Source organism: Kitasatospora sp. NPDC089509, assembly GCF_044749365.1.
Taxonomy (GTDB): Bacteria; Actinomycetota; Actinomycetes; order Streptomycetales; family Streptomycetaceae; genus Kitasatospora.
In genome coordinates this window covers 138,275-154,074 of the sequence record NZ_JBIVHS010000010.1, presented here as the reverse complement: position 1 = coordinate 154,074, position 15,800 = coordinate 138,275, and the positions used below count along the sequence as shown (strand labels likewise).

The 15,800-nt window shown below is 75.3% G+C and carries 8 protein-coding genes, 2 tRNA genes and 1 pseudogene; 7 read left to right on the top strand and 4 right to left on the bottom strand.

Features of this window, described 5'->3' with window-relative positions:
- The first annotated feature begins 28 nt into the window (after nt 1-28).
- From ACIP4P_RS22280 to cobA, 5 genes are all read left to right on the top strand, one after another.
- Complete coding sequence (locus ACIP4P_RS22280) at nt 29-853, top strand: MetQ/NlpA family ABC transporter substrate-binding protein (RefSeq protein WP_400920926.1); 825 nt, start codon at nt 29-31, stop codon at nt 851-853.
- Between the two features lie 219 nt (nt 854-1,072).
- Complete coding sequence (locus ACIP4P_RS22275; RefSeq protein ID WP_400920924.1) at nt 1,073-1,708, top strand: GNAT family N-acetyltransferase; 636 nt, start codon at nt 1,073-1,075, stop codon at nt 1,706-1,708.
- A 234-nt stretch (nt 1,709-1,942) separates the two neighbouring features.
- On the top strand, nt 1,943-3,199 hold the full coding sequence (gene cbiE, locus ACIP4P_RS22270; RefSeq protein ID WP_400920922.1) for a precorrin-6y C5,15-methyltransferase (decarboxylating) subunit CbiE: 1,257 nt from the start codon (nt 1,943-1,945) through the stop codon (nt 3,197-3,199).
- A 482-nt stretch (nt 3,200-3,681) separates the two neighbouring features.
- Nucleotides 3,682-7,692, top strand: a complete 4,011-nt coding sequence (gene cobT, locus ACIP4P_RS22265) for a nicotinate-nucleotide--dimethylbenzimidazole phosphoribosyltransferase (protein WP_400920920.1) — start codon at nt 3,682-3,684, stop codon at nt 7,690-7,692.
- Nucleotides 7,693-7,800: 108 nt separating this feature from the next.
- A complete protein-coding gene (cobA, locus tag ACIP4P_RS22260) occupies nt 7,801-9,048 on the top strand; it encodes a uroporphyrinogen-III C-methyltransferase (RefSeq protein ID WP_350512944.1) in 1,248 nt (415 codons plus the stop codon).
- Between the two features lie 45 nt (nt 9,049-9,093).
- On the opposite strand, the gene ACIP4P_RS22255 is transcribed toward cobA, so the two are convergent.
- Complete coding sequence (locus ACIP4P_RS22255; protein WP_400920917.1) at nt 9,094-11,835, bottom strand: SpoIIE family protein phosphatase; 2,742 nt, start codon at nt 11,833-11,835, stop codon at nt 9,094-9,096.
- Between the two features lie 89 nt (nt 11,836-11,924).
- On the opposite strand from ACIP4P_RS22255, the gene ACIP4P_RS22250 reads away from it, so the two are divergent.
- The gene (locus tag ACIP4P_RS22250) at nt 11,925-12,731 is read left to right on the top strand and encodes a TrmH family RNA methyltransferase (protein WP_400920915.1); all 807 of its coding nucleotides are present in this window, start codon (nt 11,925-11,927) and stop codon (nt 12,729-12,731) included.
- 631 nt (nt 12,732-13,362) lie between these two features.
- Here ACIP4P_RS22250 and ACIP4P_RS22245 read toward each other — a convergent pair.
- A pseudogene (locus ACIP4P_RS22245) lies at nt 13,363-14,715 on the bottom strand (serine/threonine-protein kinase); the annotation flags it as partial.
- A gap of 406 nt (nt 14,716-15,121) precedes the next feature.
- On the opposite strand from ACIP4P_RS22245, the gene ACIP4P_RS22240 reads away from it, so the two are divergent.
- Complete coding sequence (locus ACIP4P_RS22240; protein ID WP_350512930.1) at nt 15,122-15,322, top strand: hypothetical protein; 201 nt, start codon at nt 15,122-15,124, stop codon at nt 15,320-15,322.
- A gap of 275 nt (nt 15,323-15,597) precedes the next feature.
- Here ACIP4P_RS22240 and ACIP4P_RS22235 read toward each other — a convergent pair.
- Together ACIP4P_RS22235 and ACIP4P_RS22230 are read right to left on the bottom strand one after the other, a co-directional pair.
- A tRNA-Val gene (locus ACIP4P_RS22235) sits at nt 15,598-15,669 on the bottom strand.
- A 44-nt stretch (nt 15,670-15,713) separates the two neighbouring features.
- Nucleotides 15,714-15,785, bottom strand: a tRNA-Val gene (locus ACIP4P_RS22230).
- Nucleotides 15,786-15,800 lie beyond the last annotated feature (15 nt).

Below are 15,800 nucleotides of genomic sequence, written 5' to 3'. Positions count from 1 at the left end.
CCCCGCATCACGCAGAAAGGCACTTTTCGTGCGCAACGTTGTGAAGTCCCTCAGTGTCCTCGCCACCGCCGGCCTCGCCCTGTCGCTGGCCGCCTGCGGCAGCTCGGGTTCCTCCTCCTCGGACCCGAACGCGCCGCTGAAGGTCGTGGCCAGCCCGACCCCGCACGCGCAGATCCTCAAGTTCGTCAAGGACAACCTCGCGGCCAAGGCGGGCCTCAAGCTCGACATCAAGGAGGTCACCGACTACGTGACCCCCAACACGGCGGTGCAGGACGGTTCGGCCGACGCCAACTACTTCCAGCACCTGCCGTACCTGGAGGACTTCAACAAGAAGAACGGCACGGACATCGTGTCGGTCGAGCCGGTGCACCTGGAGCCGCTGGGCGTCTACTCCAAGAAGGTCAAGTCGATCAACGACCTGCCGAACGGCGCCACCATCGGCCTGCCGAACGACGCCACCAACGAGGGCCGGGCGCTCAAGCTGCTCGCCGACAACAAGCTGATCACCCTCAAGGACGGCGCCGGCACCGCCGCCACCCCGGCGGACGTCACCGGCAACCCGAAGGGCTTCAAGTGGAAGGAGCTGGAGGCCGCCCAGGTGCCCCGCTCCCTCGCCGACCTCGACGCCGGTGTGATCAACGGCAACTACGCGATCGACTCGGGCCTGAAGCCGACCACCGACGCGCTGGTGCTGGAGAAGGCCGAGGGCAACCCGTACGCCAACATCCTCGCCGTCAAGAAGGGCAAGGAGAACGACCCGCGGGTGAAGAAGCTGGCCGAGCTGCTGCACTCCGACGAGGTCAAGAAGTACATCGACGACACCTTCCAGGGCTCGGTCATCCCGGCCTTCTGACCGACCCGACCGACCTGACCGTCGTACGGTCACACCTCGCGCAGCGCCCGACCGGGCCCCCGCCGCACCTCGGCGGGGGCCCGGTCGGGCAGTATGCACCAGGGACACCACGGCAGACCGGGTTCTGACGTACCGTCGTGCGGGCGGCGCACCGCGTGATGGCCGGTGCGCGACGGAGGCGTACGGTGTTGTGTTCACGACCCGGCGAGGAGAGACGGCATGGCAGCGAGCTTCCCCGAGACCGCCATCAGCACCGAGCGGCTGCTGCTGCGACCCCTTGCGGAGGACGACGCCCCCGGCCTGGCCACCATGATGGCCGACGAGCTCGTGCTGGCCTGGACCGACCTCCCGCACCCCTTCACCGAGGACTACGCGGCCGAACTCGCCCGCACCCTCGCCCCCGCCCACCGCGCCGAGGGTCGCGGCATCGTCTTCGCCGTCACCGAGCACCTCACCCAGCGCCTGGTCGGCTTGGTCGAACTGCGCAACACCGACTGGCGGCTGCGCAGCACCGAGATCTCCTACGTCACCGCCGTCTGGGCACGCGGCGAGGGCTACGCCCCGGAGGCCGTCCTCGGCGTCGCCCAGTGGCTGTTCGAGGACCGCGGCTTCCTGCGCCTGGAACTGCGCACCGCCGCCGGGAACACCGCCGCCCAGCAGGTCGCCCAGAAGATCGGCGGCATCAGCGAGGGCGTGCTGCGCAGCGCCTGGATAGTCCGCGGCGAGTCCGGCGAGGTCGTGGTGGACAGCCGCAGCGACCTGATCCTGTGGAGCCTGCTCCCGGAGGACCTGGAGTCGCCCGAACTGCACCGCGACGGCTGGCACGGCGACCACCGCTACGTGCTGCGCGACTGATCCCCCGCTGGTCACCCGCCCGGCGCGGACATGTGTGCGAGTTGTCGTCCTCCGGACGACCGCACCCGGTAGCCTCTCACCGGTGCCACCCAACGGGCCCCGCGGAGCCGACGCAGCGCCACCGACGCGGCGGGCCGCCCCGGACCGCCGGCACCGACCCGTCGGCACCTGTCCGCCGGCACCGAGCCGCCGGCGCGACGAGCCGCGCACCGAGTCGAGGGAGAACGGCCGCAGATGGCTGACCGGATCACGGTCATCGGATGGGACGGTACGCCGCTGACCGAGGCCGCCGGTGCGGCCCTCGCCGCGGCGACCCTGGTGGCCGGAGCGCCCTACCAACTGGACGCCCTCCCGGTACCGGAGGCGGCGGAGCGGCTCGCCCTCGGCAACGTCCAGCAGGCCGCCCGCACGATCGCCGAGCACCGCGGCGCCGCCGTCGTGGTCGCCGAGGGCGACCCGGGCTTCTTCGGCGTGGTGCGCACCCTGCGCCGCCCCGAGTACGGCCTCGAACTCGAAGTCCTGCCCGCCGTCTCCTCCGTGGCCACCGCCTTCGCCCGGGCCGGCATGCCCTGGGAGGACGCCCAGGTGGTCAGCGCCCACGGCGGCCGGCTGCGCCGCGCCGCCAACATCTGCCGGGCCCACCCCAAGGTCGCGGTGCTCACCGCCCCGGGCGCCGGTCCCGGCGAACTCGCCCTGATGCTGCGCGGGGTGCACCGGACCTTCGTGGTCTGCGAGGCCCTCGGCACCCCGGAGGAGGACGTCACCGTCCTCACCTCCGACCGGATCGCCGACCACGTCTGGCGCGACCCCAACGTGGTGCTGGTGATCGGCGGCGGCGCCCAGGCCGGCCCGCTCGGCGAGGCGGCCGGCTGGCTGGCGGGGCGCCCGCTCGGCTACCCCGGCGCGGACCGCGGCTGGGCGCTCCCCGGCGACGCCTACGCGGGCGCCGGGCGCACGGAGGGTCAACCGGGCGCGTCGGAGGCGCTCCCCGCGCACGTGCGCGCCCTGGTGCTGGCCCGTCTGGGTGCGCGTCCCGGGGACCTGGTCTGGTCGGTCGGCGCCGGCAGCGGCGCCCTCGCCGTGGAGGCGGCCCGGTTCGGCGCCGCCGTGGTCGCGGTCGAGTCCTCCCGCTCCGCCTGCGCCCGGCTCACCGTCAACGCCCGCCGGTACGGGGTCGAGGTGGAGACCGTCCACGGGCAGGGCCCCGAGGTGCTCGGCGGACTGCCCGAGCCGGACGCCGCGGTGGTGGAGTCCGGCGGGCTGGACGTGGTGCGGGCGGTGCTGGCCCGCAAGCCGGAACGCTTCGTCGCGGTGGCCCGGACCTTCGCCGAGGCCGAGGAGATCCACCGGGCCATCGCCGGGGCCGGCTACCGGGCGGACGGCGCGCTGCTGCAGTCCACCCCGCTGCGGTCCGCCGAGGAGGGCGGCGCACTGACGCTCGGAACGGGCGCGGACGGCGCACTGCTGCTCTGGGGTGAGCAGATCGTGTGAAGGCCTCGGGTGCGCGGCGGAGCCGCGGATGGACCCTGCGGTGATCCAGGTCGCATCCGGACACCGATTCGAGAGGTCACCGCGCCGGGCCGGTAGTGTGGCGTCCCAGGCAGCTGCAGCCGCCAGCGACCCACCCGATTCGGTCGGTTTGTCACCTTTTTGACGTGGTGCAACCCGGTTCCGCTCGGAGTGTGGGCAATTCGACGGGCCGCGTGCCGGACCTGGAGAATGCCGTAGGGTCCGGAGCGGTCGTACCGGTTGCCCCGGGTCGTCGTTGATTCGGACGGCACACCGTCCGTACGGGCGGGGCCCGGACCGGGGTGCCGCAGCGCGCCGGAAGGACTTGGGCCGCAGCGCCACGGCGCGGCGGCCGCGTGTGGTTGAGGGGCGGGTCGGTGCAGGCGCGGCCCGTGCGGATGGGCGCTGCGGTCGGTGATCGCGTCGCCAAGGGGCGCGGCAGCGGCCTGGAAGGAGCTTTGACAATGACCGATGGCGGCCATGTCCCGGGCGAGGGACAGCCGGAGCACCTGCACGTCGGGCCCGGCCCGCTCGGCGGACCGGAGGGCGTCGCGGGCGTTGCACCCCTGCAGGGCGTCGCGACCGACGGCGGCGTGATCCCCAACCCGGCGGCGCCGGTCGGCGGCCTGCCCGGCGCGGTGCCCCCCGGCGCGGGCGTGATCCCGCCGCAGGGCCAGCCGGCCTTCGAGGGCCAGCCGACCTTCACCGTCCCCGGCGTGCCCGCCCCGGCCGCCCCGGGCGAGGGCTGGACCGTCGACCAGGGCGCCCCGCGCCCGGCCTTCCACTTCGTCGACCAGCCGGACGGGCTGGACGACGAGGACGACGTCCTGCTGATGCCCGGCCCGCAGGGCTCCTGGGGCGCCGAGCAGGCACCGTTCGCGGCGCAGCCGGACGGCGTCCCGGTCGAGCCGTCCTGGCCGCCGGTCGACCCGCCGGTGCTCGGCGGTGACCACGCCCAGCAGCCGCCGCTCCAGGCCGGCCCGGCGCAGCCGCACGCGCAGCAGCCGATGACGCAGGCTCAGCAGCCGCGCCGCCCGCTGCACGCCGGCCCGCCGATCCCGGACCCCTCGCTGATGACCGGCCAGGTGCCGGTCCGTTCGCTGGCCGACCGCGGCCCCTCGCAGGGCGGCACCCCGGCCCACGGCATCCCGGTCGTCGGCCGGCCGCCGATGGGCGAGGCCGTCGCGCCGCAGGCCGTACCGATGACGCCCACCGCACCGGTTCCCCCGGTGACCACCACGGTCGAGGCCGGGCCGGAGGTTCACCAGGTGCCGCAGGGCCAGGGGTACCAGCAGGTGCCGCTGGCCTCGCAGCCGGTCGAGGGGATGCTGGCCGTCGAGACGGTCGGGGCCATCGAGGTGATCGAGGTCGTCGAGCTTCCGGAGGTGGTCCAGGCGGTCCAGGCCGGCCAGGCCGTGCCGGTCGCCGAAGCCGTGCTGGTCCCGCCGGTGGCCGAGGTCGCTCAGGCCGTCGCGGTCGAGCCGGTGCCGACGGAGGCCGCCGCCCAGCCGGTCGTCGAGGCTCCCGCGGTGGAGGGCGCCGCGGTCGAGACCGTGGTCGTCGACGCCGCCGTGGAGGCCGCGGTGGTCGAGCCCGCGGTGGTCGAGGCCGCTGCCGAGGCCGTCGCCGCGGAGGCCACGGCCCCCGTCGAGCAGCCCGAGGCCGCCGCCCCGGCCGGTCAGCCGCGCCGGATCTCCGCCTTCCTCGCCGCGCCGACCCCGCACGGCCTGCCCAAGGTCGAGGCGGCCCAGCAGGCGCCGGTGGCCGAGGAGGCGGTTCAGGAGCAGCCCGTCCCCATAGCGGCCGCTGACGCGCCGCAGGCCGTCGAGCCGGTCCCGGCCGTCGAGGTGGTTCCGGGGGCCGAGCAGGTCGTCGAGGTCGCCGAGGTCGTGGAAGCCGTGACGGTGGATCAGGCCGCCGTGGTCGAGCCGGTCGCCGAGACCGCCGCCGGCACCGGTGAGATGCCCTCTGGTCAGGCCGTCGCCGAGACCGCCGAGCAGCAGCCCGCCGCCGAGCCCGTTGCCGTCGAGGCCGTCGTCGCCGAGACGGTCGAGGCCGTCGCCGAGGCCGTCGCCGTTGCCGTCGTGGAGGCCGTCGCCGAGGGTGAGCAGCCGGAGGCCGTCCCGGCCGAGTCGCCCGCCGAGTCGACTGTCGAGGCCCCGGCCGAGCCGGTCGCGGAGCAGGGCGAGCAGCCGGAGCAGCCCGTCGAGGCCGCGGCCCAGCAGCCGACCGAGCAGTCCGTCGAGGCCGTCGCCCCGGAGACCGAGCAGCAGCCGGCCGCCGAGTCGACCGTTGAGCCTGCCGACCCCGCCGCCGAACAGCCCGCCGAGGCCTCGGCCGAGCCGGCTGCGGACCAGGCCGAGCCGGTCGCCGACCAGGCCGAGGCCGCCGTCGCGCCGGAGGCCGTCCAGGAGGAGGCCCCCGCCGCCGAGCAGGCCGCGGAGCAGTCGGTCGAGCAGCCCACCGAGCAGGTCACCGAGCAGCCCGAGGCCCCCGCCGAGCAGCCCGTCGAGGCGTCCGCCGCCGAGGAGGCCCAGCCCGAGCAGCCCGAGGCCCAGCCCGAGCAGCCTGCCGACCAGCAGCCCGAGCAGCCCGCCGAGCCGGTGGAGCCGACCGAGGCCCCGGTGGAGGCCCCGACCGAGCTCCAGGCCGAGGCCCCGGCCGCCGAGGACGAGCAGCCCGTCGAGCCCACCGAGCCCGAGCAGCCCGCCGAGCCCCGCGGCCCCGCCGCCCCCGGCTACGACGAGGCCGGCCGCGATGCCGTCCACCAGGTGATCCGCGAGCGGCGCGACATCCGCAACGGCTTCCGCCCCGACCCGATCCCGCACGAGGTGCTGATCCGGGTCCTGGAGGCCGCCCACACCGCGCCCAGCGTCGGCTACTCCCAGCCGTGGGACTTCGTGGTGATCCGCTCCGCGAAGACCCGCAAGCGGATGCACGCCCTGGCCGAGCGCCAGCGCGAGGCGTACGCGGACTCGCTGCCGAAGGGCCGGGCCAAGCAGTTCCGGGAGATCAAGATCGAGGCCATCCTCGACACCCCGGTGAACATCGTGGTCACCGCCGACCGCACCCGCGGCGGCCGGCACACCCTCGGCCGGCACACCCAGCCGCAGATGGCCCCGTACTCGGCCGCCCTGGCCGTGGAGAACCTCTGGCTGGCCGCCCGCGCCGAGGGCCTGGGCGTCGGCTGGGTGAGCTTCTTCGACGACGAGCAGCTGGTCCGCGAGCTGGGCCTGCCCGAGCACCTGGAGGTCGTCGCCTACCTGTGCGTCGGCTTCGTCGACGAGTTCCCGGACGAGCCCGAGCTGGAGCAGCAGGGCTGGGCGAAGAAGCGCCCGCTCGCCTGGGTCGTCCACGAGGAGCAGTACGGCAACCGCGCCCTGCCCGGCGAGGAGCCGCAGAGCCTGCTCGCCGACACCCTGCGCGGCATCCGCCCGCTGGACGCCAAGGCGCTCGGCGAGGCCTGGGACCGCCAGAAGCGGATGACCAAGCCGGCCGGCTCGCTCGGCATGCTGGAGATCATCTCCGCCCAGCTGTGCGGCCTGTCCCGCAAGTGCCCGCCGCCGATCCCGGAGCCCGCCTGCGTGGCGATCTTCGCGGGTGACCACGGCGTGCACGCCCAGGGGGTCAGCCCGTGGCCGCAGGAGGTGACCGCCCAGATGGTCGGGAACTTCCTGGCCGGGGGAGCGGTGATCAACTCCTTCGCCAAGCAGATCGGCACCGAGGTCTGCGTGGTGGACGTCGGCGTCGCCGCCGAGCTGCCGCAGGCCGTCCAGCAGGGCCGCGCCACCGGCCTGCTGCCGCGCAAGGTCCGGCCCGGCACGGCCGACATGACCCAGGGCCCGGCGATGACCCGCGAGGAGGCCCTGCAGGCCGTCGAGGTCGGCATCGAGACCGCCCGCGACCTGGTCGCGGCGGGCAACAAGGCACTGGTCACCGGCGACATGGGCATCGCCAACACCACCGCCTCGGCCGCCCTGATCTCGGTGTTCACCGGCCTCGACCCGGCCGAGGTCACCGGCCGCGGCACCGGCATCGACGACGAGACCCACGCCCGCAAGATCGAGGTCATCCGCGCCGCGCTGGCCCTGCACCAGCCCGACCCGAACGACCCGATCGGCGTCCTCGCCGCGGTCGGCGGCCTGGAGCACGCGGCCATCGCCGGCTTCCTGCTGGGCGCCGCCTCGCTGCGCACCCCGGTGGTGCTGGACGGCGTGATCGCCGGTTCGGCCGCGCTGGTCGCCAAGGCGATCGCCCCCGAGGTGCTGGCCGCCTGCATCGCCGGCCACCGCTCCGCCGAGCCCGGCCACCAGGCCGCGCTGGCCAAGCTGGGCCTGCGTCCGCTGATCGACCTGGACCTGCGGCTCGGCGAGGGCACCGGTGCCCTGCTGGCGCTGCCGCTGGTGCAGAGTGCGGCCCGCGCGATGCACGATGTAGCCACCTTCGACTCCGCCGGGGTCACCGAGAAGGCCTGACGCACCACCCCACCCGCTCCGCGGACCGGCCCGAGGGCGCGCCGGCCCGCGGAGCGGCGTACCACCGCACCGCTTCGAACCCCTCATCCCCGATCAGGAGCACCGCCGATGAGCGCGCCCACCCCGCACCCCGGCACCGAGGGCCGGACCCCGTACCCGGTCGGTCTGCTGCTGGCCGGTCGTCGCGTCGTCGTGGTCGGCGGCGGCCAGGTCGCGCAGCGACGGCTGCCGGCCCTGATCGCCTCCGGCGCCGAGCTGCACCTGATATCCCCGGGCACCACCCCGGCCGTCCAGGCCATGGCCGACGCGGGCGAACTCACCTGGCACGCCCGCCCGTACGCGGACGGCGACCTGGCCGGCGCCTGGTACGTGCTGGTCGCCACCGACGACCCGGCGGTCAACGCGGCGGTCAGCGCCGAGGCCGAGCGCGAGCGGGTGTTCTGCTCCCGCAGCGACGACGCCTCCGCCGCCACCGCCTGGACCCCGGCCAGCGGCCGCGACGCCGGCGCCACCGTCGCCGTGCTCACCGGCGACCCGCGACACTCCGCCGCCCTGCGCGACGCCATCGTCGGCGGCCTGCGGGACGGCTCGCTGGCCACCCGCGCGTACCGCTCGCACGGCGCCGGCGTGGCCCTGGTCGGCGGCGGCCCCGGCGACCCGGACCTGATCACCGTGCGCGGCCGCCGGCTGCTCGCCGACGCCGACGTGGTGGTCGCCGACCGCCTCGCCCCGCGCGAGCTGCTCGCCGAGCTGCCCGAGCACGTCGAGGTGATCGACGCCTCGAAGATCCCGTACGGCCGCCAGATGGCCCAGGAGGCGATCAACGAGGCGCTGATCGAGCACGCCAAGGCCGGGAAGTTCGTGGTCCGGCTCAAGGGCGGCGACCCGTACGTCTTCGGCCGCGGCGGCGAGGAGCTGCTGGCCTGCGCCGAGGCGGGCATCCCGGTCACCGTGGTGCCCGGCATCTCCAGCTCGATCAGCGTCCCGGAGACGGCCGGCATCCCGGTCACCCACCGCGGGCTGACCCAGGAGTTCACCGTGGTCTCCGGCCACGTCGGCCCGGACGACCCGCGCTCGGTCACCAACTGGACGGCCGTCGCCGGGCTGACCGGCACCCTGGTGCTGCTGATGGCGGTGGACAAGATCGGCGCGATCGCCGCCACGCTGGTCGAGCACGGCCGGGCGGCCGACACCCCGGTCGCGATCGTCCAGGAGGGCACCACCGCCGCCCAGCGCCGGGTGGACGCCACCCTGGCCACCGTCGCCGCCGTGGTCGAGGCCGAGGGCGTCAAACCCCCGGCGGTGATCGTGGTCGGCGACGTCGTGAACGTGCTGGACGCCGCCTTCCGGCGCTGAACCCCGGGAGCGGGAGGTCGGCCGGTCCGACTTCCCGCTCCGCGTTCACTCCAACGGCTGCTCCGTCCAGATGACCTTCCCGGTCGCCGTGTAGCGCGTCCCCCAGCGGTCCGCGAACTGCGCGACCAGGAACAGCCCGCGCCCGCCCTCGTCCTCGGTCGCCGCGTACCGCAGGTGCGGCGAGGTGCTGCTGCCGTCCGACACCTCGCAGATCAGCGAACGGTCGCGGAGCAGCCGCACCTGGATCGGCCCGGAACCGTACCGGATCGCGTTGGTCACCAGCTCGCTGAGGATCAGCTCGGTGACGAACGCGGCCTCGTCCAGCCCCCAGTCCGCCAGCCGCCGTGCCACCTGCCCCCGGACCGCCCCGACCGCCGCCGGATCGGGGGGCACGTCCCACTGGGCGACCCGGTCCGGCGCCAGCACCCTGGTCTCCGCGACCAGCAGCGCGATGTCGTCCTCCGGATGCGCCGACAGCATCACCCCCAACACGTCCGCGCAGGTCTGCTCGGGCGTGCGCGGCGGCCCGCTCAGCGCCGCGCGCAGCAGCTCCAGGCCCTCGTCGATGTCCCGCTCGCGGTTCTCCACCAGCCCGTCGGTGTACAGCACCAGCCGACTGCCCTCGGCCAGTTCCAGCTCGACGCTCTCGAACGGCAGCACCGCCAGCCCCAGCGGCGGCCCGGTCGGCAGCTCCGGGAAGGTCACCCGGCCCTGCGGGTCCACCACGGCCGGCGGCGGGTGCCCGGCCCCGGCCAGCGTGCAGCGCCGCGACACCGGGTCGTAGATCGCGTACAGGCAGGTCGCCCCGGTCAGGCCCGCGTTCCCGGCGTCGCCCGCCTCCTCCTGGTCGATCCGGTTCACCAGCTCGTCCAGATGGCCCAGCAGCTCGTCCGGCGGCAGGTCGAGGGTCGAGAAGTTGTGGATCGCGGTCCGCAGCCGCCCCATCGTCGCCGCCGCGTGCAGCCCGTGGCCGACCACGTCGCCGACCACCAGCGCCACCCGCGCGCCCGGCAGCGGGATCACGTCGAACCAGTCCCCGCCCACCCCGGCCTGGGCCGGCAGATAGCGGTGCGCCACCTCCAGCGCGCTCTGCTCCGGCAGGCTGCGCGGCAGCAGACTGTGCTGCAGGGTCACCGCCATGGCGTGCTCGCGGGTGTACCGGCGGGCGTTGTCGATGCACACCGCCGCGTGCGCCACCAGATCCTGGGCCAGCGTCAGGTCCTCCGGCTCGAACGGTTCCGGCCGCTCCGCCCGCCAGAACCGGACCACCCCCAGCAGCACCCCGCGGGCCCGCAGCGGCACCCGCACCAGCGAGTGCACCCCGTACGCCAGCACCTGCGCCGAGCGCTCCGGGTCCTGCGCCCGCCAGTCCTGCGACCGGGCCAGATCCGGCTCCAGCCACGGCAGCCCACTGTCCAGCGTCCCCGCCAGCGGGGTGGCCGGCACCACGTCCAGGGCGGTGCCCACCGGATGGAACGGCGGGTCGTCCCGGACGCCCGCCAGCGCGACCCGGCGCATCCGCTCCAGCGAACCGCCCGGCGGCAGCTCCTCACCGGCCGGCACCTGCTCGGCGAGGTCCACCGTGACGAAGTCCGCGAACCGCGGCACCGCGACCTGCGCCAGCTCCTCCGCCGTCCGGATCACGTCCAGCGAGCTGCCCACCGTCATCCCGGCGTCGTACAGCAGCCGCAGCCGCCGCTGCGCGCCCTCGGCCCGGCCGGTCAGCGCCCGCAGCTCGGTCGAGTCGCGCAGCGTGGCCACGCAGCCGGGCGGGCCGCCGTCCCGGTCGGTCAGCCGGACGTTCACCGCCAGCAGCCGCTCCCCGGCCAGCACCACCTCGTCGCTCACCGGACGGTTCGCGGTCAGCAGCTCCAGCGGGGCGGGCTCCAGACCCAGCTCGGCCACCGGACGGCCCTCGGCGTCCGGCGGCAGGTCCAGCAGCCGGCGCGCCTCGTCGTTGCAGAGCAGCAGCCGCCCGTCCCCGCCGACGATCATCACGCCCTCGCGCACCGCGTGCAGCACGGCCGCGTGGTGCTCGTACATCCTGGTCATCTCGACCGGGCCCAGCCCGTGGGTCTGCCGCCGCAGCCGCCGGCTGATCAGGGCCGTCCCCAGGGTCGCCAGCCCTATCGCGCCCGCCGCCGCGCCCAGGACGACCGGCAGCTGCCGCTCGCTCGCGGTGGTGACGTTGCCCAGGGTCACCCCGGCCGACACCAGCCCGACCACCTGGCCGCCCGGCGCGTACACCGGGACCACCGCCTGGACCAGCGGGCCGAGCGTCCCGGTGAGGTGCTGGGTCACCACCTGCCCGTGCAGCGCGGGCTCGTAGTCACCGACGAACTTCCGGCCGATCCGGTCCGGGTCGGGGTGGGTGTAGCGGATGCCCTGGTCGTTCAGCACGACGATGAAGTCCACGCCCGAGGAGACCTCGGCGGCCTGCGCCCTCGGCTGCAGCACCGCGGTCGGGTCGGGGGAGCGCAGCGCCGCCACCATCCCCGGCGCATTGGCGAAGGACTGGGCGACCGCCACCGACCGGTTGCGCGCCTCCCGGTCGGCGTCGTTGCGCGACTGCACCACCAGTGCCACCGCGGCCCCCGCCACCAGCAGCAGCACGATCAGGATCTGCAGCGCGAACACCTGCCCGGCCACCGACCGGTGCCGTGCCGGGCGGGGCCGCTCGGCGCGGGGCAGCTGTTGCCGACCGTGTGGGCGCCCACCGGAGGAGCCGGCGTCGCCGGTGGCACCAGAGGCCGACGGAGCCCAGGATCGGCCCGGAAATCGGGCCATACGGTCATATTTGCACTCGGGCTAGCCCGGGACCACCCCGTCCACTCGGCCGTTTGGCCTTCCCCGCCCGGGCTTGGCAAGATCGCAGGGTGTCCGAACCCAGCACCATCACCGACCCGGCCGACCCCCGCCTCGCCGACTACACCGGCCTGACCGACGTCGAACTGCGCCGCCGCCGCGAACCCGCCGAGGGCCTGTTCATCGCCGAGGGGGAGAAGGTCATCCGCCGCGCCCTCGCGGCCGGCTACCGGATGCGGTCGATGCTGCTGACCGCCAAGTGGCTCGACGTCATGGCCGACGTCATCGCCGAGGCCGACGCCCCGGTCCACGTCGTCGAACCCGGGCTCGCCGAAGCCGTCACCGGCTACCACGTCCACCGCGGCGCCCTCGCCTCGATGGAACGCAAGCCCCTCCCGGACGCCGCCGAACTGCTCACCGGGGCCCGCCGGGTCGCCGTCCTCGAAGGCCTGGTCGACCACACCAACCTCGGCGCCATCTTCCGCAGCGCCGCCGCCCTCGGCATGGACGCCGTCCTGCTCTCACCCGACTGCGCCGACCCGCTCTACCGCCGCGCCGTCAAGGTCTCCATGGGCGCCGTCTTCGCGGTCCCCTACGCCCGCCTCGACCCCTGGCCCGGCAGCCTCGACACCGTCCGCGACGCCGGCTTCACCCTCCTCGCCCTCACCCCCGCGGACACCGCCGTCGACCTCGCGACGCTCGCCCCCCACACCCTCCCCAAGACCGCCCTGCTGCTCGGTGCCGAGGGCGACGGCCTCACCCCGCGCGCCATCGCCGCCGCCCACCACCCCGTCCGGATCCCGATGGCCCACGGCATCGACTCCCTCAACGTCGGTGCCGCGGCCGCCGTCGCCTTCTACGCCGTCACCACTGCCTGAACACCCGCGACCATGAGCCGCGGTCAGCGGCTCCGCCGTGCGGCGCCCGTCCCGCTCAGCCCGTCGGGGCCGTCGGCGGGGCCGGCGCGGCGGCCGGGGGAGGCGTGGTGAGACCGGTGCCGCCGGAGGCGCCGGCGCCGGGCCAGGACTCGTCGAGGGTGCCGTCCGCGCGCACGGTGTAGCGGGTGGAGATCACCGCGCCGGTCGCGGCCACGCGCTCCTCGCGGACCACCGCGCTGCCGTCCAGGCGCCAGCTGGCCGTGGCCTGCGGGTCGGCGGTCGAGGCGCGGGAGGCGGTGGTGACCGGGGTGTCCCCGGTGAAGGTGTAGAGCTGGACGAGGTCGACCGGCACCGACCCCTCCGCCCGCCGCAGCACCACCACCGCGGCCGGCTGACCCTTGTACCGGGCCGGCAGCGCCGCGCTCAGCGTGACCTGCGGCCCACCCGGTACGGAACGCCCGTCCTTCAGCGTGACGCCCGCCCCGCCCGCCGGGTCGGGGTAGCCGCGGTTGGGCCAGTCGACCACCGGCCCGGGCCCCTGCGCGGGCGCCAGCGCACTGTCCGCGGTGCCGCGCGCGGCCGCCGGGAGCGGTGACGCCGAGGCCTGCGGCAGGACGTCCACCGAGGTCCGGGGCGCCCCCTGATCGCCCCCGGCACCCGCCGTCGCGGTCTGCCCGACCACCGGCCGCGCTCCCTGGTTGCTCCGGTTCTCGCAGCCCTGCGCCGCCGCGATGGCCAGTGCGACGCCGATCGTGACGGTGACGAAGACCACCAGCCGCTGCCGCAGCAGCCGCTGACGCGCCGTACCGGGCCGCCCGCCGGGGACGGGGGTGTGCTGCCGGTCCCGGGGCCGCGGTCGGCCGGGCGGCGGGGTCTGCGACCGGTCGCGCGGCGGACGGGTGACGGGAGTGGCCTCCGGCCGGGGGAGCGGGGCACCCTGCGGGCGCCGCGCCTGGCCCCCGGCGGCCGGCCCGCCCGGTCGGCCCGCCGCGGCCCGGGCCCGCGACGCCGGTGCGGCGGGTTCCGGCGAGCGCCCGGGCGCGGGGACACCCCGGCCGCCGTCCGGCTGCGCCGCCCGCGGAGCGTCCGGAGCGGCGGCCGGGGCAGCGGCGGCGGCCGGAGCCGTGCCCCGCCGCGCCCCGCGCCCGCTGCCGGCCGCCGCCGCGCCGCGGGCCGCCAGCTCGCTGAGCCGCTCGTGCAGCGCGGCCGCGCCGGGCCGTTCGGCGGGCTCCTTCGCCAGGCAGGCCCCGATGAGCGGGGCGAGCTGCGGCGGGACGGCGGACAGGTCGGGCTCCTCGTGGACGACCCGGTAGAGCATCACCTCGGAGGAGGCCCCGGAACCGAACGGGGTGTCCCCGGTGAGCGCGTAGGCGAGGGTGGCCCCGAAGGCGAACACGTCGGTGGCCGGGGTGACGGCGGCGCCGCGCACCTGCTCGGGGGCGAGGAAGCCGGGGGAGCCGACGGCGGTGCCGACGTGGGTGAGGGTGCTGGCGCCGCGCGACCAGGCGATGCCGAAGTCGATGATCCGCGGACCACGGGGGGAGAGCAGGATGTTGGAGGGCTTGAGGTCGCGGTGGACGACCCCGGCCTCGTGCACCTTGACCAGCCCGTCGGCCAGCGCGGCGCCGATCCGGGCGGCCTCCGGCCAGCTCAGCGGCCCCTCGTCGCCGACCCGCTTGTAGAGGGACGGCCCGGGGACGTACGCGGTGGCGAGCCAGGGGCGGTCGGCCTCGATGTCCGAGCCGACGACGCGGGCGGTGCAGCCGCCGCGGATCCGGGAGGCGGCGGCGATCTCGCGGGCGAAGCGGGTGCGGAACTCCTGGTCCTCGGCGAGTTCGGCGCGGATCAGCTTGAGGGCGACGCGCTGTCCCCGCCGGTCGGAGCCGAGGTAGACCACGCCCATCCCGCCGGCCCCGAGTCGCCGGTGCAGGCGGTACGGCCCGACGATGCGGGGGTCCTCACGCCTCAGCCGCATCATCGCCATGTCTTGTTCCCCGTCAGCCTGTGGGTGAGGCCCCGTCGGTTGGGGCATCGTCAGTTCCTGTCTGGCACAGCTTACGGACTGCCCGCTGCGGTGTGCTGATACGCAACACCTCAAGCCACCGTGCGATTGTCGGATCTTGCGCTGAGCTGCAGGTCACAGGGGTGTCGAATCGCTTCTCGGGGTTGCCCCTCAGGGTTCCCCCGGGGGCGGGGCCGGACCTTCCTCCCCCTCCGGTAGTACGCCTTGAGTCTGAGCGTCATCCTCCGGGATGCCCGAGGAACGGTACGACGGCATGACGCCCGGAAGGCCCCCTGACCAATAGCGTTGTGCTCAGCGGTGGACGGGGAGCTCGTCCCCCGAGGTAAGCCGTCCACCGCGCCAACTCGACCGGATCAGGAGCAGGGCCATGGCATCGCAGCAGACGGGCACCACCCGCCGCCGTCGACCGGCCTTCACCCAGCCCCAGTCCGCCGAGCAGCCCACCCGGCACCCCGCCGTCGCACTGGCCATGGCGCTGCCGTGCGCCGTGCTGCTGGTGCTGCTGTTCGGTGGGTGGGAGCAACTGGCGAACCAGGCCGAGGCCCTGGCCGACCTGATCGGCCGCTGAAGGAAACACCAGAACGGGCACTGCTTCCCTGGGGACGGGGAGCAGTGTCGCCGGGGAGGCCGCGGCCGTGCTGACACGCGGACGGGCGAGGAGCGGTGCGCAGAGCACCCCGGCAGGCGGAGACGCCGCGTACGGACGTCGGTGAGGGCGACCGTACGCGGCTCTTCTCTTTCCCGTGCCCCTCGAACCCCTCGAACCCCTCGGATCCCACGGCACCGGAACGACGAAACGGCCGAGGCCGCGACCCTGACGGATCGCGGCCTCGGCCGTTACTGTGCGCGATACTGGGATTGAACCAGTGACCCCTACCGTGTCAAGGTAGTGCTCTCCCGCTGAGCTAATCGCGCCTGGTGTGGCGGTTGTGCAGCGAACCCCGAGGGGCTCGTTACTGTGCGCGATACTGGGATTGAACCAGTGACCCCTACCGTGTCAAGGTAGTGCTCTCCCGCTGAGCTAATCGCGCCTGGTGTGGCGGTTG